The sequence below is a fragment of the Cellulomonas sp. P4_B5_2 genome (assembly GCF_056402235.1).
In genome coordinates, this window is the sequence record NZ_JBFUHU010000077.1 from 1 (window position 1) to 21972 (window position 21972).

The following is a 21972-nucleotide window of genomic DNA, read 5'->3' on the forward strand; positions in this document are numbered from 1 at the left end:
ATATCTTGGGCTTCGTGATCTGGGTCGCCACGACGCCCGCGAGGGATCTCGACGGACTCACACGATCAACGCCGCGCGGTGCCGAGCACGTGGTGACTTCCAAGACGCATCTGGCTCCATACGCGAGCTTGGCGGCCCTCAACAGTGCATGGGCGGCCGCAGTGGCCGAGCAAACCCGCGCGGGTAAAGTGCTGAAGACGGCCGCCCAAGCGGCGCAGTCGGCCGTCCAAGCTGAGGCGGAGTCGGCAACGGACCCTGCGAAGGCGAAGGCGCAGGCGCAGGCGGCCACTGCGGCCAAGACCGCCCTGGCGGGTGCGCAGTCCGAGATGAACCAAGCAAACGCTGACGTCAGATTCGTGCGTGATGCCGGCGAGCACCTGCTGGAGGTTGTTGGCTACGCCAACGTCGCAGGGCGATGGACCTACGCCGCCAAATGGACACTAGGACTCGGCGTCCTGGCTGCGATCGCTGTGGGCGCCTTCGCGTGGGCCGCGAATCCACCCGAGGATGCGAAGGGCACAGCAGCAAACCCGGCAGTCGTGGGAAAGGCAACGAGCGTGACCGTCACGCTCACCGATCAGGGCCGGGAAGCACTGGAAGAGTCACTTGGCACCGGATGTGACCTCGACAAGCCGATGAGCGGGGTCCTTCTTGGGAAGACGGACGCAGGTGCTGATGTCCTCATCGACAACGACCCATGCGAGCCCGTTCGGTTTGTGGCCGGTCCCGGCTGGGCCGCCGTCGAGGAGAGCGCCGATTGATCACACCCGGCCACGGCATCGGCTCGTCGACCACGAGAAGCCCGAACGGGAGAGCGCCTCAGTCCTCAGCTGAGGTCGAGCGTGTCAACCTGGCGCGGTCGTCCGCGTCATCAAGGCTTTCGATCTTGATTCCGCACCGCGACCGGTTTCGAACTTGTCCACGTTGAACCCAGTTGACCGCCACATCGTCCGGCTGTATGCGCTCGGCTGGAGCTACGACGCGATCGCGAACGAGCTCGGCGTGAACCACAAACGCATCGGGGCCGCCACGAGGAAGGCGGATGTCCAGTCCCGCAAGCGCGTCCACCCAACCCCGGACGTCGACCTCATCCGCGAGCTCTACATCGATCGGAGGTACTCGATCGGCGAAGTCGCACTCCTCGACATGAGTCTTCGCGCCGTGGGGCGGGTGGTCGACACCTTTCCTTCTGTCAGTCGGAAGGCAGGCAAGGACCGCCGAGTCGATCTGGAAGTCGTCCGTCGCATGTACGACGACGAACATCGGACAGTCGCTGACATCGCCGCCCGGATCGGTGTCAGCGAGCGTTTCATCTTCCAACATCTCGGTCCGGCCGGCGTGGCCAACGTCAGCAGGGTCGTGGAAGCGCGGCGCCGCCCGAGGGAGTCGGCAGAAGCGCTTTGAACCTCAGATCTCCCAAGCCAGGAGGTTCACCTGATGCACTCGCGACGCTCCGGATTGTTCGGCCCGATACTCAACGACATGGGACTGCCACCGTGGTCGGGCACGCTTGATCTGTTCTCCAACCTCTACGCCGTGGTGCTCCATCACAGCGTTGGCTCCGGATATCGCGTTCGGTGGTCGCCGGAGCACGGGGGATGGCTGAGGAGCAAGGACTGGTCGCCCTATTCGAGAGGCCGCTGGGCGGAGGTGCCCGAGGAGATCCACGGTCGCCCGGACGCCCCTACTGAGCCGGACCGAGCAGCCGCGGTCGCGCTCGCCTCGCAGGTGTGTCAGCCGCAAACAACTTGGACCTGTTCGCGTTGCGGCCTGCGAGAACCGCGACTGCACTTCATCGCACCGAATCTCCTCGGCGAGCCCGAGTTGTACTGCGTGCAGGTGCCGTCCTATGCCGTGGTCGGCTCCGGAGGGCAGAGCCACGTTAAGCACTGGGGCAGCCCGTTCGGTTGCCAAGCCGTGAAGAGTTCGATTGCGGTCGACGACGGCACGGGTAGCCCGTACATCGGTCCGCTTGCCGCATACGTGTACGGCGATCCACTCCCTGCCGAGGAGGTGATCAACCGAGACTGGTGTTCCCGATGCGTTGGGTTCGCCCACAACGTCCGGGACAACGCTGCTGAACGCGGTGAGTCCCCAACGGACTGGGCAAGCGAACGAGTGCGGATCCATGCGACCGCGCTCGGACGCGACCTAGCCCGCTACTACGGAGACGACTAGCAGCCGTCCCTGAGCAACGCTCTGAGGACCCACGTCGCCGCCGATCGCGCCGTCGACCAGGTCGAACATCGTGAGGATGGCTCTGACAGAACAGCCGAGCCGGCCCCGTCGGGATCCGACATCATTAGGCGGAATCCGACCGACAACCAGGGCGGAATCCTTTCCCGCGCGAGCGGGTCACCCGACAAGTCCCAGCGGATCCGACAGGGCTGCTCTTCAGGCCAGCGGGAACGAAGTAGCGCATCGGCGGGCACGACGTCGCGGTCACGGTAGATGACGCTGGTCGTCGCGCCCCGCGCCGTGCATGCCTTGGTGAAGTTCGACGTTCCGCCGTTGTCGGTGTACTCGATCTCGTACACCTGCGCGCCGTACACGGACGTGAAGTCGCCGCACTCGTCGTAGACCTGGCACTCCTCGACGATGGCGAAGTCGAACCCGATCGCCTTGCCGCTCGACGCCATGGACGAGTCGTTCTTCTGCGCGATGGCCAGACCGTCCGCGTGCGCACGGGCCGCGAGCAGCTTGGCGAAGGCGATGTTGTTCTGCTTGGTGAGCAGCTTGGAGCTGCGGCTGTAGCTGTCGAGGTTGTCCGGCTCGATGGCCTGGTAGCCGCTGGCCTTGCAGCCGTCGATCCACCCGCCGACGATCGCGAGCAGGGCGGTCCGCTTCGCTGCCGTCGACGTGTCGAGCAGCATCTCGTCCCACCCGCTGTCGATCACGTACTTCCCGTTCGCCTTCTTCAGGAGCAGGTCGTCGTGGTTGGTCTTCCACCAGGTCGCGTCGTCGGGCTGGGTCTGGAAGGCGTTGACGTAGCAGATGTTGTACTTGCCGGCTGCCGGCGTCTCGAGCCGGTCGCGGTCGACGATCGCCACCGTCGAGGACGGTGTGTAGGCGCCGCCGATCTGGTAGTCGAACTGGCCGTTGGCCGGTGGGAGCGAGCTGGCGGCGAATCCGGCCGACGCGGACGCGCCGACAAGGAGTGCCGCACCTGTCAGGATCGCAACGGACAGGCGTCGCACAGGGGTACTCATCAGAGACCTCCTCGAGGGGTCGCGGCGCTGTTCATCACTCGGCCAGGACACCCCTCGGCATCCCGGACGTGGCGCGACGTCTCCGCCGGCCAGCCACCACGGTCGAGGAGATGTCTACCGCGCCGGCAGGGCCGGTGGGCAGAGGTGCGCAGAACGGCTGAGCGATCGCCGGGTCACTGTCAGGAGAACGCCGCAACCTGGCTCGCCGGTCTTCACCGCCGGAAGTGCCCGTGCGAACCAGCCCATGAGCGGTACGTCGAGCGGCGGTGGCTGAATGGTCGGAGACGCCTGATCAGGCTCGCGCGGCCACACGACCGCAACCGTCTTGACCGCAGCTCGAAGCGCTCCGGCATCCACAGTGAGGCTCGCCTCGTCCACGCCGAGGCCGGGTCGGCGACGACGAGGACCAGGTCTCCGGGCGCCGGCGCCGGGGTCAACCACAGGGTGCTCGACCACTCGCGTCCACCACCACCGCCCCACTGGGTGAGCACCTTCTGGTCTGCTGTCGGCCCGTTGTTCCAGCCGTGGCGCTCGGCCACGGCGGCGGCACGTCCATCGCCGAACTCCCCTCCGGCGAACCGTCCCGCGTCGACTGTCGAGTGCGTGCGATCGCCGAGGTCGGGATCGCTACGACACCGGATTGCCAGCTCGATCTGGAGCCCCGTCGTGTAGCGAGCGAGGCCGACCAGGAGGATCCCCGCGCCTTCGGACCCCTCGTGGGCACCGCTCACGCCCACAGAGGAGGGGGCGTCGTTGTGGGGCGGTCCGAACCGGAACCTTCCCTGGGCGACGTCGTTCGCGTCGCCGAAGGAGCGCAGGGCCGAAGACATGAGCCCGACCCTCGTCCGCATCGGTCAGCGGGTCAAAGGCTTTCGACGTGGCTATGGACCGCTGGCTCTTGCGGTGCCTTGCGGCCGCGCCGACAGGGGCGCGTCGTCGCCGGACGTCACCCCCGGATTGGGGTCCAACGGCCCGGTTCTCCGCTCCCCGGCGTCCCTAGCCTGGATGTGAGGGACCGGCCGAGATGGGTCGGTGGGAGGTGCCTCATGACGGTCCGCACGCCGATGACACTCGCCGCCGTCGAGGCGGGGGCAGGCCTGCGTGCGGCCCTCGACCGGTCGCCCGCCGAGGTGGTCGACCAGATCGTCGCCTCGGGCATGCGGGGGCGCGGCGGCGCCGGCTTCCCGACTGGTCTGAAGTGGCGTCTCGCCGCGGAGGCGGATGCTCCCGCGGGCCGCCGCTACATCGTGTGCAACGCCGACGAGGGCGAGCCGGGGACGTTCAAGGACCGTGTCCTGCTGGCGAAGCACGCGGACCTGGTGCTCGAGGGCATGACGATCGCTGGCTACGCGATCGGCGCGTGCGAGGGTCTCCTGTATCTGCGCGCGGAGTACGTCTACCTGCGCGACGCGCTCCTGGAGACCCTTCGGGAGCGCCGGAACATGGGGCTCCTCGGCCGCGAGGTGGGGCCGGGCTTCGACTTCGACATCCGCGTGCACATGGGCGCCGGTGCCTACGTGTGCGGGGAGGAGAGCGCGCTGCTCGAGAGCCTCGAGGGTCGGCGCGGTGAGCCTCGTGACCGCCCGCCGTACCCGGTCGTGCGGGGGCTGCACGGTGCGCCGACCGTGGTCAACAACGTCGAGACCTTCGCCTGGGCGACCGCCATCCTGGCGCGCGGGCCGGACTGGTTCGCGGCGATCGGTACCCACCGGTCGACGGGTCCGAAGCTGCTGAGCGTCTCGGGTGACGTCGCGCGTCCCGGTGTGTACGAGTTCCCCCTCGGGGTGCCGATCGCCGAGGTGCTGCGCGCCGCCGGGGGCACCGACGCGAAGGCGGTCGTCGCGGGGGGTGCCGCGGGCAGCTGCGTGCCTGCCAGCGAGTTCGGGCGGACGGTGAGCTACGAGGACGTGGCCACGGGTGGCGCGTTCATCGTGCTCGGGCCGGACCGCGACCTTATCGACGTCGCCGAGAATGTCGCCGAGTTCTTCGCCGACGAGTCGTGCGGGCAGTGCGCGCCGTGCCGGCTTGGGACCGCGGCCCTCCTCGACGGGGTGCGCCGCCTTCGTGCCGGGACGTGCACACCGGACGACGTCGCGCGCCTGCGCCGTGTGGGCGCGACCATGCGGCTCACCTCGAAGTGCGGGCTGGGCCAGTCGAGCCCGAACGTGTTCCTGTCGCTCCTCGAGCACTTCCCCGCGGACATGCGGGTCCCCGTCGCGGTGCCAGGAGGTGAGTGAGATGACCGCCCCCCGGGCAGAGGTCGCCGTCGACATCGACGGACGCAGCGTCACGGTCCCGGCCGGAACGACGGTCCTGGACGCGGCCGACGCCGCGGACGTCCGGATCCCGACCCTCTGTCATCACCCCGACCTGCGCGACGTCGGCTCGTGTCGGCTGTGCGTCGTCGAGGTCGAGGGGCAGGCAGGCCTGCAGGCTGCGTGCACCTACCCGGTCACGGCCGACGTCCGGCTGCGGACCGACAGCCCCCGGGTCGTCGACGCTCGGCGGGGTGTGCTGGAGCTGCTGATGGGGGAGCACCCGGACCGGTGCCCGGAGTGCGTGCGGACGGGGGAGTGCGAGCTGCAGGCGCTGGCCACGGAGTACGGCGTCGGGCCTGTCTCGGCGCGCGTCTCTCGCCCGCTCCCGCTCATCGATCTCCTCGGACCCGCCGTCACCGTGGACCTCGACTCGTGCATCGGCTGCCTGCGCTGCGTCCGGACGTGCGCCGAGCTGCAGGACCTCGGGATCCTGGGCGTTGTCGGACGCGGCTCGTCCACGGCTGTCTCCACGTACCTCGGCCTCCCGCTGACCGAGGTGAGCTGCATCGCCTGCGGCCAGTGCATCAACCGCTGCCCGACGGGAGCGCTGCGCCCGGTCGACCGGACGGCAGAGCTGTTCGCGGCACTGGCCGACCCCACCAAGCACGTCGTCATCCAGACCGCTCCGGCGCCCCGTGCCGCGATCGGCGAGGAGTTCGGGTTCGAGCCCGGCACCCCGCTGACCTGGGAGCTCAACACCGCGCTTCGGCGCCTCGGGTTCGACAAGGTCTTCGACACCAGCTTCGCCGCGGACCTGACCGTCATCGAGGAAGGGGCCGAGCTCCTGGTGCGGCTCTACGAGAACCTCGTGCTGGGCTCCTCGGCGCACCCGCTCCCGCTGCTCACCTCCTGCAGCCCGGGGTGGGTGAAGGACCTCGAGYACCGTGACCCGGACCACCTGGCCCACCTGTCCTCGTGCCGGAGCCCGCAGCAGATGTTCGGCTCGCTCCTCAAGACCTGGTACGCCGAGCAGCAGGGACTCGACCCGGCCGACGTCGTGTCCGTCTCCCTCATGCCGTGCACGGCGAAGAAGTTCGAGGCCACGCGCCCCGAGCTCACGCACGACGGGCGGCCGGACGTCGACATGGCGCTCACGACGCGGGAGCTGGCCACGATGTTGCGCGTGCGCGGCATCGAGCTGGCGGACCTGCCGGCCAGCGACTTCGACGAACCGTTCGGGACCGCCAGCGGGTCGGGCGTGATCTTCGGGGTGACCGGTGGCGTCATGGAGTCCGCCCTGCGCACGGTGATCGAGCTCGTGACGGGGCACCCGGCGGAGGACTACTTCTCGCACGCCGACGTCACGCAGGTGCGGGGGTTCGAGGGCGTCCGGTCGGTCGAGGTGACGGTGGACCGGGTAGGGCCTGTGCCGCCGATCCTGGCCCACCTGCTGCCGGACCTGGAGTGGCTGCGCGGGACCACGCTGCGGTGCGCCGTCGCGCACGGCACGGCCAACGCCCACGCGGTGATGGAGGACATCCGTGCGGGCGGGCGGTTCTCCACGTACCACTTCATCGAGGTCATGGCCTGCCCCGGCGGGTGCCTGGGCGGCGGCGGCCAGCCTGTGCCGACGAGCGCCGAGGTGCGGGCTGCCCGCGCGCGGGCGATCTACGCCGAGGACGCCCTTTACGGAGAGACCGGCCGCGCGCGCAAGAGCCACGAGAACCCGGCGGTCCTGCGCCTCTACCGCGACCTGCTGACCGAGGGGCCGGGCGGGCCGACGAGCCACCGCCTGCTCCACACCACGTACACGGGACGCGGGACCTACGTCGAGGCAGGGAGGTGATCGCGGTGCTGGCGCCACCGGTCGCGGACCCGGGACTCGTCGCCGACGTCGACGCGCTCCTGGCCGAGCACGGCGCCGACCGCAGTGCCCTCCTACCGGTGCTCGCCGAGCTGCGTCGTCGTCACGGCGAGATCAGCGACGCGGCCATGCAGCTCCTCGCCGCACGCCTCGGGATACCTCCCGTCGAGGTGCTCGGGGTCGTCACGTTCTACTCGTTCCTGCGGGGTGGTTCGGCGCGGCACGTGGTGCGCGTGTGCCGCACCCTCGCGTGCGAGCTCGCCGGCGCGCCGGACGTGTGGGCGCGGTTGGAGCGCGAGCTGGGCACGCCCGCGCGCGTCGCCACCCCGGACGGAGCCGTCGTCGTCGAGCGGGTGCACTGCATCGGTCGCTGTGACCACGCACCCGCGATGCTCGTCGACGACCGCGCGCTCGACGACGTCACTCCGGCCGACGCGGCCTCCCTCGTGGCGAGCCTGCGCGACGACGGAGTGCCGCCGACATGACCACGGGCCTCGCCGCGGCCCTCCTGGCGGCGCTCTTCTACGGCGTGACGCCGGTGTGCGCCCGCCGTGCCATCCGACTGGTCGGCTACGTCCGCGCTAACGCGGGCAGGCTTGCCGTCGCGACGGCCGTGATGGCCGTGCCCGCGTTCGCGCTCGGGAGGGCCTCGGCCGACCGGTCCGCGATGTTCGCCCTCGCCGGGGTCGTCGGGTTCGGTCTGGGTGGGCTGGGCGTGTTCCGCGCACTGTCGCTGATCGGGGCGCCGCTCACCTCCCTGGTGGTCGAGACGACCGCAGCGGTCGTCGCCGGGGTCCTCGCCTGGGTGTGGTTCGCGGACGCGCTGACCGTGGCCGAGGTGGGGTGCGGCCTGGTGATCCTCGGCGGGGTGGTCCTCGGTCTCCTCCCGTACGTCCGCGGCACGGGCCGGACACCCCGGGCAGTGCTCGGGGTGGCGCTCGCGGTCGGCGCCGGCGTCGCCCAGGCGGTGGCCGCGGTGATCAGCCGGGAGTCGCTCCTGGCCCTCCAGCAGGCCGCGAGCGCCGCCTCCGGTGCGCCGAGCGGCCCCGTGGCGGGCCGGTTCGACGTGGTGAGCTCGGCCTCGTTCGATCGTCTCGTGGGTGGCCTGCTGGTGGCCCTGGTGGCCCTGGTCGTGGTGGTTGTGCGGCGGGCCGGGGCGTCCGGGAGGCCTGACGTCCCCCGCTCGCAGGACCTCGGGCGGCTGGGCAACGCGCTGCCGGACCGCGCTTCGTTCTGGATCACGACGAACGCGCTCCTCGGACCGGTCCTCGGCGTGACGTCGATGGTGTGGGCGCTCCAGACCCTTCAGCCGGGCGTCGCCCAGGCGGTCGCCGCGACCGCGCCGCTCGTGGCCATCCCGTTCGCGCGCTGGCTCGAGGGCTACCGGCCCCCTCGCGGCTACTACGCGGGCGCCTCGGTGGCCGTCGCGGGCCTCGTCGTCCTCGCGCTGGTGCGCGGCTGACCAGATCGCCGTCCACCCATGTGCGTCGTGTCGCGCAGGGCACCTACGTCGCAACGCGCTCGCGGAAGGCTCGGTCGCGGCTGGCTGGAGCTGGCTGGGCTCATTCGCTATCGGGCGCAGCGGGGACAAGCCCGACGCCTACGGGTTGCGAAATCGTTATCGATATCCTTATCGTGCTAAACGTCCGGAATCCGACGCCTGTGCCACAGCCGTCGGACCCTGATCGGAGAGGAACAACGATGTCCCATTCCACAACCATGAGGCGCGCAGCAGCCGTCGCGGCGTCGGCGATCACCGCCTTCGCCCTCTCGGCCCCGTTTGCCCAGGCCTCACCCCCGGAGCCAACCCTGCGCTCCGAGGCCCCGCGTGATCTCGAGATCGGCAGCGCCGTGTGGGGTCAGCGCGACCTGCTCGACTACGACCGCAAGCACCCCACCGAGTTCCAGCGCATCCTTGGCGCCGAGTTCAGCTCGCTGACCCCCGAGAACGACATGAAGTGGGCCGAGGTCCACCCGGAGCCCGACGTCTACGACTTCTCCGGCGCGGATGCCGTCGTGGCCTTCGCACGGGCCAACCGCCAAGAGGTCCGCGGCCACACGTTGCTCTGGCACAGCCAGAACCCGCAGTGGGTCATCGACGCCAGCGCCGACTGGACCTGCGAGGAGGCGCGTGACGTTCTCGAGGACCACGTCCGCACCGTCGTCGGCCGCTACGCCGGCAAGGTCTACGAGTGGGACGTCGCCAACGAGATCTTCCAGGACGACTGGGACGCCGGCGGTGTACGTCTGCGCACCGAGGCGAACCCCTTCCTCAAGGCATGCGCCGAGGACCCGGTCGCCCTCATCGGTGACGTCTTCCGGTGGGCGCACGAGGCAGACCCCGAGGCGGTCCTCTTCCTCAACGACTACAACGCCGAGGGCATCAACAACAAGACGAACGCGTACTACGCCCTGGCGCAGGAGCTGCTCGCCGACGGCGCGCCGCTGCAGGGCTTCGGCGCTCAGGGTCACCTGAGTCTCATGTACGGCTTCGACGAGTCGATCCAGGCGAACTTCGAGCGGTTCGCGGCGCTCGGGCTGAAGGTCGCCGTCACCGAGGCCGACGTCCGCATGCCGCTCGGCGAGGACGGGGAGCCGGACGCAGCACAGATCGCGCTCCAGGCCGAGCGGTACGACAAGATGCTGGAGGCGTGCCTCAACGTTCCCGCCTGCACGAGCTTCACGGTCTGGGGCTTCGACGACGGGCGTTCTTGGGTCCCGGGCGTCTTCCCCGAGGGGTACGCGACGATCATGACCGAGGACTTCGAGAAGAAGCCGGCGTACTACGCGCTGCTCGAGTCCCTCACCGACGCCACCCCCGGCAAGTCCCCGCGCACGCCGCCCGGACTGAACAAGTAGAGCCACTCGATTGAGGCGTCGATGGCGCGTGGGCCCGGACTGTCGTTGAGCTCCTCGAGGTCCTCGGCCGGGATCCAGTACTCGAGGATCGTCTCGCCACCGACCTGCTGGACGTCGTACCGGTCGAGGAAGCCGCGTCGCACGTCGAAGCGCGTCACGTACCCGACGCCCGAGGCCGCGACGTTCCAGTCGCGAGCGATCCGGATCGCGTAGTCCTCGTTCAGCACGGGGTAGAAGATCGGCTGGTCGGGGAGGCGCGGGGGCCAGCGCCGGAAGTCGGTCGCCTGGACGAGCTCGAGCTCGCGGGGGCCCGTCGGTCGCCAGAGGGTGACCAGCTGCTCAGACATGACCCGGGACCCTACCGAGATGATCGCCTGGCAGCGGGGTGGATTTCTTGGCGGACACCAGTGCCGCCGTCGGACGACTCGCGGCGTCCGGCGGTAGGCTCCGCTTGTTCAACGCTCAAGCACGGCCGCGACAGTGCCCCTCGGTGGTTCATCAGCCCCGGGCGGCGTGCCACCATCGGCGTGAGCGACGACCGGCGGGCGGCGCAGGCGGACACGATGCCCGGTGACCCGGTCGGCCGATCCGAGCGCCCTGGCCGGAATCGTCTGCGGCCCGGACGGGTCCGACGCGAGCGTTGAGCGGCGCGCTGCACCGCAGTCGCGGTGCTGAGAAGGAGGACATGTGGCTCGACCAGGCCAACGCGGGTCCGGTCGCGCGCGCACTGATCCGGGCACCCAGCGCCGCCGCGCCCCACAGCGCCCGGCCGAGCAGGGGATCATCCCGGTGCTCGCCGACGTCGCCCGCGAGGTCGACCGCGCGGTGCAGCGGCCGCCGACGCGCCCAGCGATGCGCACGAAGTTCCAGGTCGTCGCGCTGCTGGTGCGCGAGGAGCGGGCCCGGGTGAAGGCCGACACAGGCCTGACCACGGCGAAGCGTGCCGAGCAGCTCAAGCGGCTCGACGGGGTCGCGACGATGCTGGCCAGGACGGCCGCCAGGGACACCTCGCTGCTCGCGCTGCTGGCCGAGGACGCCAAGGTCTCCGACGCCGCGCACGCCTACAAGGCGACCCTGATGCGCGAGGGAGGGCTGGAGCCGCCGGAGGAGCCCGCTCCCGCGGCGCCTGCCGCGCCGGCGCCCGGCGTCGAGAACCGCGTGGTGCCGCGGTCGGTCATCGCGCGGCAGCTGTCGAACCCGTTCCTCGCCCCGGACTACGAGGCCGCGGCCCAGCGGACCGCTCCGCGGACCCATCGTCTGGCCGGCTGGGAGCTGCTCGAGCCGCTCTTCCGGTCCTTCGAGGTCGCCGCCACGGGTGCCCCCGCCTGCATGGCGCTGCCCGAGGCCCGGCCCGTGTCCGTCTCCGCGGGACGGGAGCTGATGCCCCACCAGGCGCGGGTCGTCACGGCCGCTGCCAACGGTCACCGCACGTTCCTGCTCGCCGACGAGCCAGGGCTCGGCAAGACCGCCCAGGCGCTGCTCGCCGCGCAGGCGGCCGACGCCTTCCCGCTGCTGGTCGTGGTGCCCAACGTGGTGAAGACCAACTGGGCGCACGAGGTCGGGATGTGGACGCCGTTCCGCAGGCCCACGGTGGTCCATGGCGACGGCGACCGGATGGACGGGTTCGCGGACGTCGTGATCGTGAACTACGAGCTCCTGGACCGGCACGTCGGCTGGCTCGGTGACCACGGGTTCCGCGGCATGGTCGTCGACGAGGCGCACTTCATCAAGAACAAGTCCTCGCAGCGCTCGAAGCACGTCCTGGCGATCTCCGAGCGGATCCGCGCCCGCACGGTCCGGCCGCTGCTGATGGCCCTCACGGGCACCCCGCTGATCAACGACATCGAGGACTTCCGGGCGATCTGGCAGTTCCTGGGCTGGATCGACGACACCAAGCCGCTGGGTGCGCTGATGGCCTCCCTCGAGGAGACCGGCCTCACGCCGGCCGACAGAGGGTTCTCCGCCGCCGCGCGGGCCAGTGTGATCGACATGGGCATCGTCCGTCGTCGCAAGATCGACGTGGTCGCCGACATCCCTGCACGCCGCGTGGCGGACCTGCCGGTCGAGCTCGACGGAGCGGTCGGCCGTTCGATCCGCGCCGCCGAGGCCGCCCTCGCGAACCGGCTGGTGGAGCGCTACCGGGCTGCTGTCGAGTGGCACACCAGCAGCGGGGCCGTGGTGGAGGGCATCGACGACCATCTCGTGCGCCGGGTCGCGGCCGCGGAGCTCAAGGACTCGAGCTCGCAGACCGGTGGCGAGAACGTGTTCACGATGGTCCGTCGAATCGGTCAGGCGAAGGCCGGGCTGGCTGCCGACTACGCCGCGCAGCTGGCCCGCAACGTCGGCAAGGTGGTGTTCTTCGCGAGGCACATCGACGTGATGGACCAGGCCGAGCAGACGTTCGCCGACCGCGGCATCAAGTACGCGTCGATCCGCGGCGACCAGACGACGAGGACGCGCAACAAGAACATCGCCGCGTTCACCGACGACCCCGAGGTGCAGATCGTCGTGTGCTCGCTGATGGCCGCCGGCGTCGGGCTGAACCTCCAGGTCGCCTCCAACCTGGTGCTGGCCGAGCTGTCCTGGACCGACGCCGAGCAGACGCAGGCGATCGACCGGATCCACCGGATCGGCCAGGACGAGCCCGTTACCGCGTGGCGGATCATCGCCGCGCAGACCATCGACGCCAAGATCGCCGAGCTGATCGACAGCAAGGCGGGGCTGGCGGCACGGGCGCTGGACGGTGCCGGGGACGAGGACGTGTCGTCCACGGACGTGCAGCTCGAAGCGCTGGTCGGGCTGCTCACCGACGCGCTCGCCGCGCAGGACGTGGGCTGAGCGCGAGGGTCCGACCGTGGGCTGACTGACGGTCCGGCCCTCGGCTGACGCGCGGGTCCACGCGCCCGACCAGGCTGGTGCGGTGATCGACCAGCGCGCTCCCGCCCTCCACCGTGCCGCGACCGTGGCACTCGTGCTCTACCTCGTCGTGCTCGCCGGCGCGGCCTTCCTGCCTCTGCCGTCCATGCAACTCGAGCGCGGCACCGGGCCCTCCTACGACCTGGCGCTGCGGCGGCCCGACCTGCTCGGCGGGTGGGAGGTGCAGCGCAACGTCCTCATGACCGTGCCGTTCGGCCTCCTGCTGCCGCTGGTCGTGCGGTGGCGGTACGAGGTGCTCGTGCTCGCGTGCGTCGTCGTGACGCTCGTGATCGAGACCGTCCAGCTGCTGGTGTCGGCGGCGGTCGGGTGGTCGTGGCGCGCGTTCGACGTCAACGACCTGCTGCTCAACACGATCGGCGGGCTGCTCGGGCTCGCCCTCGCGGCAACCGTGCTGGGAGTCGTGCGCCGCCCGTCGCTGCCGCCCGCCCGGCGGCTGGTGCCCGGTGGGCTGGCCGTGGCGCTCGTGGCGTGGGCGGTCGTCGCGACCGTGACCACACCGCCCGCGCGCGAGGTCGTGTACGCGTGCGACGAGTCGCCGGCCGGGGCGATCACCGTGCTGCCGGGCGGCGCCAGCGCGTACGCCGGCCGCGACGGGTCGGTGTGCCTGGTGGCCGACGGCGGCACGGCGTCGCTGCCGTACGACGCGGGGCCGGGGCCCGCGCTCACCTACCAGCAGCCCGACGGCACGTGGGAGGTCGGCACCGCGCAGCCCGGTGACGTGCTGACGGCGGGCGTCGGCGGTGACGTCGTGGACCTGCATGAGGTCGACGGGTCCGGCGTGCTGGTCTGGGCCGCGCGTCGGTAGCCGGACGAGACTGACGTCATGGCGAGCGGTCCTGACGGCGTCGTGGCGTTCCGGCTCTGGCCGCCTGTCGCGATCGGCGCGCCACTGCTCGCAGGCTGGCTGGCCACGCGGGCCTGGGGAGACCCGCTCGTCCTCGGCGGGTGGCGGACCCCGGTCGGCTGGGCGTTGGTCGTCCTCGTCRTCGCGTGGAACGGCTGGTCGTTGTGGCTGTTCGGCCGGCACGAGACGGGGCTGCTGCCGGGGCAGGCGACGCGCGCGATGATCGAGGAGGGTCCGTACCGGATCTCCCGCAACCCGTTGTACGTCGGCCTGCTCGTGCTCTACCTCGCCGTGGCGTTGCTGGTGCCGACGTTCTGGGGGCTCGTGCACTTCCCGGCGGCCGCGCTGCTTGTCCTCTGGGGCGCGATCCTTCCCGAGGAGCGCTTCCTGCACGAGCAGTTCGGTGCGCCGTACGACGACTACCGGCGGCGGGTGCCGCGCTGGCTGGGCATCGTCCGTCGGTGAGCGTCGATACGGTGGGCGTCGTGAAGCTTCTCCTCACCTCCGGCGGCGTCACCAACCCGAGCATCCGCGACGCGCTGGTCGGCCTGCTCGGCAAGCCGATCTCCGAGTCCACCGCCTTGTGCATCCCCACCGCGCAGTACGGGCACCCGTGGGTCGGTCCGGGCGTCAAGGCCTGGGAGTTCATCAGCGGGACCGCCGAGAACCCCATGGTCGATCTGGGCTGGAAGTCCGTCGGCGTGCTGGAGCTCACCGCGCTGCCCAGCATCGACGACGAGCGCTGGGTGCCGCTGGTCCGGGAGACGGACGTGCTGCTGGTGGCCGGCGGCGACGCCCTCTACCTGTGCCACTGGATGCGCGAGTCCGGGTTGGCCGACCTGATCCCGTCGCTGCGCGAGACCGTCTGGGTGGGGCTGAGTGCCGGGAGCATGGTGATGACCCCCCGGATCGGCGAGGACTTCGTGGGCTGGAAGCCGCCGACCGGCGACGACAGCACGCTGGGGCTCGTCGACTTCTCGATCTGCCCGCACCTGGCGCCCGACGGCATGCCGGGCAACTCGATGGCCGCCGCGGAGCGCTGGGCGGCCCGCGTCGGGGGTCCGGCGTACGCGATGGACGACGCGACGGCCATCACCGTGGTCGACGGCGCCGTCGAGGTCGTCTCGGAAGGGCACTGGAGGCACTTCCCGTCCTGAGCTCGTCCCGACGGTGACCTAGGTCCACCCCAGCGCGCCTTCGCCGAGGCCAGGCTGGTGGGCGTGATCACCAAGCAGGGCGCCGGCGCCCTCGAGAAGATCCGCACCGACAGGCTGACGATCCGGCGTTTCACCGCGACCGACGGCGACGCGCTCCACGCCTACCTGTCGCAACCGGAGGCTGTGCGCTTCGAGCCGTACGGCGTGCAGAGTCGCCTGCAGTGCCACGAGCTCGCGTTCGACCGCGAAGGCGACGAGTCGTTCTGGGCCGTCTGCCGCACCGGTGACGACCGGCTGATCGGCAACCTGTATCTGCACCGGGACGACCCGCACGCGTACACCCTGGGGTACGTCTTCGACCCCGGTCAGTGGGGTCAGGGCTACGCGACCGAGGCGGCCACCGCGCTGCTCGACGTCTGCTTCCGCAGCTGGGGCGCGCAGCGCGTGACCGCGCGGTGCAACCCCGACAACACCCGGTCGTGGCGCCTGCTCGAGCGGCTCGGGATGCGACGCGAGGGGCACATCACGCGGGCCGCGTCGTTCGCGACCGACGCCGACGGCACGCCGCTGTGGCACGACGCGTACGTGTACGCCGTGCTCGAGGACGAGTGGTCGGCCGGGTCAGCCGGCCGGTCCGTCGGTCGGTAGGGCGGCGAACGCCCTCTCGAACCAGCCGCCCGGCGGCACGTCGACCGGCGGCGGCTCGATGTGCCGATGCACCTGGTCCGGCTCGCGGGGCCACAGGACCTCGGCCTTGTCGGCCGCGGCCTGGAGCGCCGCGGCGTCCACCGTGAACCTCGACTCGTCGACGCCGAGGGCCAGGCAGGCGACCACGATCACCAGGTCCCCGGGCGGCGGCGCGGGGGTGAGCCAGAGGGTGCTCGACCACTCGCGACCGCCGCCACCGCCGCCCCGGTGGGTGAGCACCGGCTCGTCCGCGGCGGGCAGGCTGTTCCAGTCGTTGTACCCGCCGACGACGGCGCGACCGTCGGACAGCTCGACGCCGACGAGCAACCCCGCGTTGAACATCGCGTGCAGGTGATCAGGCTGCTCGGGGTCGAGGCGACGGCGGATTGCCAGGTCGATATGCAGCCCGTTGGTGTAGCGAGCGAGGCTGCCCAGCAGGATCGCGGTGTCGGCGGACCGCCCGATGACACCGCTCACGCCGACGACGCCGGGAGCCTCGTTGTCGGGAGGAGCGAACCGGGACCTCGCCTGCGAGAGGTCGTCGGCATCGTCGGAGAGCGCCATGGACGAGTGCATCGCCCGACCATGGGGGATGGCCGTCGCCCGCGTCAACGGCTCCGGAGGATCACAGCTCGCGCGCAAACCGTCGCACCCGCTCCGCCATCGCCTCCGGAACCTCGGCGACCGTGAAGTGGCCACCCTCGGGCAGCACCTCGAACACCCGCAGGTCCCGATAGAACCGACGCGCCACCGACTCCGGGTTGTCGTGCTCGTGTCGCTGGATGAAGACGGCGGCGGGCACCTCGACGGGCGGGATCACGGCGTCTTCCCCGTCGTAGTAGGTCCGGAACGACGTGGCGATGCTCTGCGTCACCCAGTACAGGGTCGCCTCGGTGAGGATCCGGTCGCGCGAGATGTGGCGCTCCACGAGAGTGGGGTCTCCGGCCGGGGTGTCGCTCCACTCGACGAGCTTCTCCGTGATCCACGCGAGGAGCCCGGCCGGCGAGTCGTTCAACCCGGCGGCGAGGGTGTCCGGCCGGGTGCCCTGGAGGTGCGCGTAGCCCGCCTGCTCGTACCAGCCCGCCGACATGCGGTCGTAGAACGCGCGCTCGGCCGGGTCGGTCGTCGCCTCGCGCTCGTCCTGGGACAGGAAGTGCGCGTGGGTGACGACGATCCCGGCGACCGCCTCGGGGTGCGTCGCGGCGATCAGGTCGCTCACGTTCGCGGTGGCGTCCTCGCCGTAGGTGAGGTAGCTGGAGTACCCGAGGACGTCCGTCATCAGCGCGTGCCCGAGCTCGGCGAGGCGCTGCTCGGTGGTCGGCTCGTCGAGGGCGGGAGAGAACGTGAAGCCGGGCAGGCTCATCACCACGACGTCGAGGTCCGGCAGCAGGTCGGCGAAGTCCAGCTGCAGCGCGAAGGTGTGCGGCCAGCCGTGCATCACCAGGAGCGCCGGAGCATCCGGGGTCGACGACCGCAGGTGGGCGAAGTGCAGCGTGGTGCCGTCGACGTCGGCGAGGAACTGCGGGTGCGCGTTCAGCCACGCCTCGCGGGCGCGCCAGTCGAAGGTCTGCCACGAGGAGACGAGCTCCCTCAGGTACGCCGCCGTCATGCCCGAGGCGGGCCGACGAGGGGAGTCGTCGAGGAAGCGCGTGCGAGACAGGCGGTCGCGCAGGTCGTCGAGAACCGGCTGAGGCACGTCGATCGTGAACGGTCGGACGGTCATTGGCTCACGGTAGGAGCGACCTCCGACATGCCCCCCGCCCTCAGCGGCCGAGCAGTTGCCTTGCCGATCAAGCCCGCTTCCGAGGCCGTCCGGATAGTCTTGACGGGTCACGGCTTATAGCCATCACCGGCGTCGCGCATATGAGGCAGACCCAGGTGCGGACTGGACTTGACCCAGCGCGCACCCCGCACGAAGTCATCCTCATGGCCGACTGCTCCAAGGTCCCGTACGCGAACCTCTACGACGCGGCGAAGGCACTCCAGTCCATCACCCACCACCGAGCGGCGCGTGGGCTGACTGGCCCCGTGGCTGTCCACTTCTGCGTCCCCTGTGGCGCGTGGCAACTGACCTCTCATCGCCCCGGCGGACGGCTCGCCCGTCGCTGGCAGAGAGTTGCCGAGTCGCTGCTGCGAGACGTCCCGCGCTGAGCGGCCGCATCGTCGCTCACCTTGCGGGGGCTCTACCCGGCGCCCGTCGCCGTGCTCTCGCGCGCCAGGACCTGGTGCGGTGCCGTGATCTCGACCGCGGGCGCGTCCGGGTCCGTGATCCGTGCGGTGATCCGCGCGACCGCCTGGCTCGCGATGAAGGGGGTGTCCAGCGACACGGTGCTCAGTGAGGGCCGGGAGAACCGCCCCTCCTCGATGTCGTCGACCCCGATGATGGCCACGTCCTGCGGCACGCGCAGCCCGGCGTCGACCACCGCCCCGACGGCCCCCTCGCGCTGGACGTGCACCTGTCCCACCACGGCTCGGCGCCGCTGGCAGGGCGGGTGCGAGCGGCGTGGTCGACGCCCGGCGGGCGGCCCGACGTCGAGCGGGCGTTCGCCGTGGAGTCGGAGCAGGTCAAGGCCGAACCGTTCGTGCTCTCCGGCGCGGTGCGGCTCGAGGTCCCTGCACCCGGAGACGTCCCGGCCGCGCGCCTGCACCTGTGGCTGGTCGACGACGCCGACGTGGTCCACGCCCGGACCTTCGTCGACGCGGCGCCGATCGAGGAGCCGAACAGGCAGGGCGCGCGTTCCTGAGCCAGCGTGGCTCAGAAGATCCAGCCGACGACCGTCACTGCGCCGACGACCACCAACCCGACAAGCATCAGGCCGACGATCGCGCAGCCGATCGCAGGCAGGTCCTCCCACCAGGGCCCGGCCACGTCGCGGCCGCGATCCGACCAGTCGAGCGTCTTGCGTGCGGTGGACTCCGCACGCGCGCGGACGTCGAGCAGTCTCTGCTGCGCGAGCTCGGTGGCCGCCTGCGCCTCAGGCCCGCGCCATCGGAGTCCGCGCATGATCCGGACCGGGTTGCGGCCGCAGGCGCGCTCGAACGCGTCGACCTCGGCGGGGTCGCGCTGTGCGCTGAGGTAGGACCAGCGCCCTGCCTCGACCCGATCTCCGTCACCCCGGTAGATCTCGGCGAGACGCTCACGGGCGTCGAGCGCGTGCGGCAGGCTCTCGACGACGCTCAGCAGGCGCCTGCGCGCCATCGCGACGTCGCCCTTGCGAAGGTCCTCGTCGACCCTCCCCAGGGTCCGCTCCACGGTCACGGTCGCGCCCGTGTGCCGGCGACCGCCGTCAGGCCGGTGAGGTAGTGGGTGCCGACCGACGCCATCGTCACCGCTCGACGCTCGTACCAGAGGGGCTGCTCGTACCAGCTGGCGTCCGGGTGCACCTCGTGGAGTCCCACCGCGCCGTGGCTGAGGCCGACGAACGTCCCGATCCAGGTCGCGGAGCGCTCCCGCTCCTTCTCGATACCGAGCAGCGGTGCGGTGGCTCCGAGCGTGCGGAGCATCCCCTTCGTGGAGTCGAGGTCGATGCCCCCCGGCGGCGGTGTGGGTGGCCACTCCGGCTGGGTGCGGGCGAAGGCGCTCGCAAAGGACCGGTCGCGGGTGACTCGCCGGACGTCGCGCAGCCGGATCGCCGCGTACCCGTCGAAGTAGCCGCCGTCCATCGTCTTCGCCACGAGGACCCACTTGTTCCCGATCCCGACGACGAAGCCGTAGAGCCGGTCGGCGTGACGGGGGCTCCGCTCGATCCGGACGAGCGACGTCGAGTCGGCCGCCGCGCTCAGCTTGCGCCGGATCGCCGTCGACGGGTGTCGGGTGACCTCGGGCCTGGACATGCCCGGGACCCTACAGATGCGAGGGTCGTCGGCGCCTGGACTTACTGGGCCACCGTCTGCCGCCGCACGATCTCGTTGATCCAGATCGGCGCGTACGGCGAGGTGCACCCGGGCGGCGTCGGGTAGTCCTTGAGCACCTCGAGCCGTTCACCGATCGCGAGTGCGCGAGCGCGGTACGCGGGGTGGTGGATCCCGATCCCGGCCAGGCACTCGTTCATCGCCCACTGCAGCCGGTCGGGCGCGTCCTTCATCTGCGCCTCGACGAGGTCGAGCAGCTGGTCCAGATCGAGCCCGTCGGGTGACTTGGCCACGCGGTCGCTGGTCAGTGCCCAGCCGGCGCTCGCCACCACCGGGTCCGGGTCGGCGAACCAGGCGGTGCGCAGCTCCTCGACGTGCGGGCTCTTCTTGACGGTGTAGCTGACCAGCCAGTCGTGCACCTTGGGGACGCGGGCCTCGCGGAGCATCGCGTCCAGCTCGGCGGCGGTGTAGAGCTTGGGGCGGCTGATGAGGATCGCGACGAGCCGCGCGGCGGTGTCGCCGGTCTTCCACAGCTCGCCGGCGAGGTCCTGCTGGATCTTGAGCTCCTTGGCGACCGCCCGCAGCCTGGTGAGGTTGACCCCGTGGTCGTCGCCGTGGCGCTCGTTCACCGCCCGGATCTTCGGGTCCTCCAACGCCGCGAGCTCGGCGAGCACGCCGCTGACTGTCGACTCCACGCGATCAGCGTAGGTCGTGGACAGCCCCGAGCGGTCGCCACGACACTGGAGCGCGTGGCCACCTTCACCGGGTCCGACGACCTGCAGGGCGCGCAGTTCCGCGGCGCGGACCTGAGTGGAGCCCGGTTCGTCGGCAGTGACCTGTCCGGCGTCGTGATGCGCGGGGTGGACGCGGCGGGTGTCGACATCGATGCTCCGTGGCTGCTCGAGGGCGACGGCGTGCTCCTGGTCAACGGGGTGAACGTGGTGCCGTTCGTGGAGGCCGAGCTCAACCGCCGGTTCCCCGGGCGGGCAGACCAGCGCGCCGCCGACCCGGCCGGTCTGCGGGCGGCCTGGGAGGTGCTGCAGCGCACCTGGGCGGCGACGCTCGCGCGGGTCGACGCGATGCCGGCCGGCTCGGTCGACGTGTCGGTGCACGGCGAGTGGTCGTTCGCGCAGACGCTGCGGCACCTGGTCATGGCCACGGACACCTGGCTGCGCAGGGCGATCCTGCAGGTCGACCAGCCGTACCACCCGATCGGTCAACCGAACACGGGGGACGGGGGCGACGGGCTGGACCTGTCGATCTTCGTCACCGAGCGGCCGTCGTACGGCGAGGTGCTCGCGGTCCGGGCGGAGCGCGTCGCGATGGTGCGTGACTTCCTCGCGACCGTCACGCCGCAGGAGCTGGCGGCGCCGCGCACGAACCCGTGGGCGCCGCAGTACCCGGAGACCGTCCTGTCGTGCCTGCACACGATCCTCGAGGAGGAGTGGGAGCACCACCGCTACGCCGTGCGCGACCTCGACACGATCCGGGCGGCATCCACCGACTGACGTATCTGGACCCTCCGGGCCCTCCCTTCCTCTACATCACGGCGCGTCGCCATGGCGCGTCAACCGGAAGGGACGGTCTTCTCATGGCACTCGGAAATCAGCTGTCGCCCACGCAGACGCTCGTGACGTTCTGCCTGTGGGCCCGGCGCAACGGCTACTCGGTCGGCGAGATGCACGGCTTCTCCGCCGTCCACCCCGTGCACACGCACGGCTCGTGGCACTTCGACAGCGATGGCGGCTTCGGCAAGGCGGCCGACATCAACAAGAACGGTCCCGACGAGCGCGAACAGCTCATCGCGGCCGTCGACCGGGCGCAGGAGCTCGGTCTCGGCGTCATCTACGCACGCGACGGCGTCAACGGGATCGCCGGCCAGCACAAGAACCACCTGCACGTGGACGTCGGACCGTTCAGCCACCTGGGGCAGAGCTCGTTCACGCCACGAGGCGGCGGTGACGTGCTGACGGAGGCGGTCCAGCGCGCGGTCCGTGCGGGCGCGGACCAGGTGTGGGGWGCGGACACCGACATGCGTGCCGAGGCGGTGAGGGCGGCCAGCAACCTGATGGGCGTCACCTTCCCGTTCGGCATCGAGTTCACGCAGCGCGTGGTCGGCGTCGGCGACGACGGCGTGTGGGGCAACCAGTCCCGCGCGGCTCACGACCAGACCACCGCGGCGATCCAGCGGGCGCTCGGCCGCGCGCCGACCGGCATCTGGGACCAGGCGCTGGTCAACGCGTACAGCCACGCGAGGAGCCTGCGGAACCGTGCCGGTTAGGCGCGGAGGGCATCACCACTGCGG

The 21972-nt window shown here is 71.0% G+C and carries 24 protein-coding genes; 16 read left to right on the forward strand and 8 right to left on the reverse strand.

Annotation, left to right across the window (positions count from 1 at the left end; all coding sequences use genetic code 11):
• The 3 genes from AC1DUQ_RS07400 to AC1DUQ_RS07410 all read left to right on the forward strand — a co-directional run.
• On the forward strand, positions 1–761 hold a 761-nt coding region (locus tag AC1DUQ_RS07400), incomplete at its 5' end, for a hypothetical protein (protein ID WP_477073582.1).
• Positions 762–915: 154 nt separating this feature from the next.
• Positions 916–1404, forward strand: a complete 489-nt coding sequence (locus AC1DUQ_RS07405; RefSeq protein WP_477060116.1) for a hypothetical protein — start codon at positions 916–918, stop codon at positions 1402–1404.
• Positions 1405–1482: 78 nt separating this feature from the next.
• A complete protein-coding gene (locus AC1DUQ_RS07410) occupies positions 1483–2178 on the forward strand; it encodes a hypothetical protein (RefSeq protein WP_477073583.1) in 696 nt (231 codons plus the stop codon).
• On the opposite strand, the gene AC1DUQ_RS07415 is transcribed toward AC1DUQ_RS07410, so the two are convergent.
• On the reverse strand, positions 2175–3209 hold the full coding sequence (locus tag AC1DUQ_RS07415; protein WP_477073584.1) for an endo alpha-1,4 polygalactosaminidase: 1035 nt from the start codon (positions 3207–3209) through the stop codon (positions 2175–2177). The two genes, AC1DUQ_RS07410 and AC1DUQ_RS07415, sit on opposite strands and share 4 nt — an antisense overlap.
• A gap of 1046 nt (positions 3210–4255) precedes the next feature.
• Between AC1DUQ_RS07415 and AC1DUQ_RS07420 the strand changes: the two genes are divergently transcribed.
• From AC1DUQ_RS07420 to AC1DUQ_RS07440, 5 genes are all read left to right on the forward strand, one after another.
• Positions 4256–5446 carry a complex I 51 kDa subunit family protein gene (locus AC1DUQ_RS07420; RefSeq protein ID WP_477060119.1) on the forward strand — a complete coding sequence of 397 codons (1191 nt, stop codon included), beginning with the start codon at positions 4256–4258 and terminating at the stop codon, positions 5444–5446.
• A gap of 1 nt (position 5447) precedes the next feature.
• A complete protein-coding gene (locus tag AC1DUQ_RS07425; protein ID WP_477073585.1) occupies positions 5448–7313 on the forward strand; it encodes a [FeFe] hydrogenase, group A in 1866 nt (621 codons plus the stop codon).
• 5 nt (positions 7314–7318) lie between these two features.
• Positions 7319–7816, forward strand: a complete 498-nt coding sequence (locus AC1DUQ_RS07430; RefSeq protein ID WP_477060121.1) for an NADH-quinone oxidoreductase subunit NuoE family protein — start codon at positions 7319–7321, stop codon at positions 7814–7816.
• The gene (locus AC1DUQ_RS07435) at positions 7813–8793 is read left to right on the forward strand and encodes an EamA family transporter (protein WP_477073586.1); all 981 of its coding nucleotides are present in this window, start codon (positions 7813–7815) and stop codon (positions 8791–8793) included. Before AC1DUQ_RS07430 ends, AC1DUQ_RS07435 begins: the two co-directional genes overlap by 4 nt.
• Positions 8794–9050: 257 nt before the next feature.
• A complete protein-coding gene (locus tag AC1DUQ_RS07440) occupies positions 9051–10190 on the forward strand; it encodes an endo-1,4-beta-xylanase (RefSeq protein WP_477060123.1) in 1140 nt (379 codons plus the stop codon).
• Here AC1DUQ_RS07440 and AC1DUQ_RS07445 read toward each other — a convergent pair.
• Positions 10115–10537 (reverse strand): hypothetical protein, encoded by a 423-nt coding sequence (locus tag AC1DUQ_RS07445; protein WP_477073587.1) that lies wholly within the window; start codon positions 10535–10537, stop codon positions 10115–10117. The genes AC1DUQ_RS07440 and AC1DUQ_RS07445 overlap by 76 nt on opposite strands.
• A gap of 340 nt (positions 10538–10877) precedes the next feature.
• Between AC1DUQ_RS07445 and AC1DUQ_RS07450 the strand changes: the two genes are divergently transcribed.
• From AC1DUQ_RS07450 to AC1DUQ_RS07470, 5 genes are all read left to right on the forward strand, one after another.
• Positions 10878–13028: a DEAD/DEAH box helicase gene (locus AC1DUQ_RS07450; protein WP_477060125.1), complete on the forward strand. Its 2151-nt coding sequence runs from the start codon at positions 10878–10880 to the stop codon at positions 13026–13028.
• An 82-nt stretch (positions 13029–13110) separates the two neighbouring features.
• Positions 13111–13932 carry a VanZ family protein gene (locus AC1DUQ_RS07455; protein WP_477060126.1) on the forward strand — a complete coding sequence of 274 codons (822 nt, stop codon included), beginning with the start codon at positions 13111–13113 and terminating at the stop codon, positions 13930–13932.
• Between the two features lie 18 nt (positions 13933–13950).
• Positions 13951–14436 carry a methyltransferase family protein gene (locus AC1DUQ_RS07460; RefSeq protein WP_477073588.1) on the forward strand — a complete coding sequence of 162 codons (486 nt, stop codon included), beginning with the start codon at positions 13951–13953 and terminating at the stop codon, positions 14434–14436.
• 20 nt (positions 14437–14456) lie between these two features.
• Positions 14457–15128, forward strand: a complete 672-nt coding sequence (locus tag AC1DUQ_RS07465) for a Type 1 glutamine amidotransferase-like domain-containing protein (protein ID WP_477060128.1) — start codon at positions 14457–14459, stop codon at positions 15126–15128.
• Positions 15129–15191: 63 nt separating this feature from the next.
• Positions 15192–15776: a GNAT family N-acetyltransferase gene (locus AC1DUQ_RS07470; protein WP_477060129.1), complete on the forward strand. Its 585-nt coding sequence runs from the start codon at positions 15192–15194 to the stop codon at positions 15774–15776.
• Here the strand turns inward: AC1DUQ_RS07470 and AC1DUQ_RS07475 are convergent.
• The 3 genes from AC1DUQ_RS07475 to AC1DUQ_RS07485 form a co-directional block, all read right to left on the reverse strand.
• Positions 15750–16391, reverse strand: a complete 642-nt coding sequence (locus AC1DUQ_RS07475) for a hypothetical protein (RefSeq protein WP_477060130.1) — start codon at positions 16389–16391, stop codon at positions 15750–15752. The genes AC1DUQ_RS07470 and AC1DUQ_RS07475 overlap by 27 nt on opposite strands.
• A gap of 49 nt (positions 16392–16440) precedes the next feature.
• Positions 16441–17538: an epoxide hydrolase family protein gene (locus AC1DUQ_RS07480; RefSeq protein ID WP_477060131.1), complete on the reverse strand. Its 1098-nt coding sequence runs from the start codon at positions 17536–17538 to the stop codon at positions 16441–16443.
• Between the two features lie 460 nt (positions 17539–17998).
• Positions 17999–18271 carry a substrate-binding domain-containing protein gene (locus AC1DUQ_RS07485; protein WP_477060132.1) on the reverse strand — a complete coding sequence of 91 codons (273 nt, stop codon included), beginning with the start codon at positions 18269–18271 and terminating at the stop codon, positions 17999–18001.
• On the opposite strand from AC1DUQ_RS07485, the gene AC1DUQ_RS07490 reads away from it, so the two are divergent.
• The gene (locus AC1DUQ_RS07490) at positions 18266–18559 is read left to right on the forward strand and encodes a hypothetical protein (protein WP_477060133.1); all 294 of its coding nucleotides are present in this window, start codon (positions 18266–18268) and stop codon (positions 18557–18559) included. The genes AC1DUQ_RS07485 and AC1DUQ_RS07490 overlap by 6 nt on opposite strands.
• 11 nt (positions 18560–18570) lie before the next feature.
• Here AC1DUQ_RS07490 and AC1DUQ_RS07495 read toward each other — a convergent pair whose 3' ends face one another.
• The 3 genes from AC1DUQ_RS07495 to AC1DUQ_RS07505 are packed head-to-tail and all read right to left on the reverse strand — an operon-like array spanning position 18571 to position 20362.
• The gene (locus tag AC1DUQ_RS07495; protein WP_477073589.1) at positions 18571–19068 is read right to left on the reverse strand and encodes a DUF6584 family protein; all 498 of its coding nucleotides are present in this window, start codon (positions 19066–19068) and stop codon (positions 18571–18573) included.
• A 2-nt stretch (positions 19069–19070) separates the two neighbouring features.
• On the reverse strand, positions 19071–19649 hold the full coding sequence (locus AC1DUQ_RS07500; protein ID WP_477073590.1) for a hypothetical protein: 579 nt from the start codon (positions 19647–19649) through the stop codon (positions 19071–19073).
• A 41-nt stretch (positions 19650–19690) separates the two neighbouring features.
• Positions 19691–20362: a DNA alkylation repair protein gene (locus AC1DUQ_RS07505; RefSeq protein WP_477060136.1), complete on the reverse strand. Its 672-nt coding sequence runs from the start codon at positions 20360–20362 to the stop codon at positions 19691–19693.
• 54 nt (positions 20363–20416) lie between these two features.
• Between AC1DUQ_RS07505 and AC1DUQ_RS07510 the strand changes: the two genes are divergently transcribed.
• Positions 20417–21175 carry a DinB family protein gene (locus AC1DUQ_RS07510; RefSeq protein ID WP_477060137.1) on the forward strand — a complete coding sequence of 253 codons (759 nt, stop codon included), beginning with the start codon at positions 20417–20419 and terminating at the stop codon, positions 21173–21175.
• A gap of 83 nt (positions 21176–21258) precedes the next feature.
• Positions 21259–21948, forward strand: a complete 690-nt coding sequence (locus AC1DUQ_RS07515; protein ID WP_477060138.1) for a hypothetical protein — start codon at positions 21259–21261, stop codon at positions 21946–21948.
• The last annotated feature ends 24 nt before the right edge of the window (positions 21949–21972 follow it).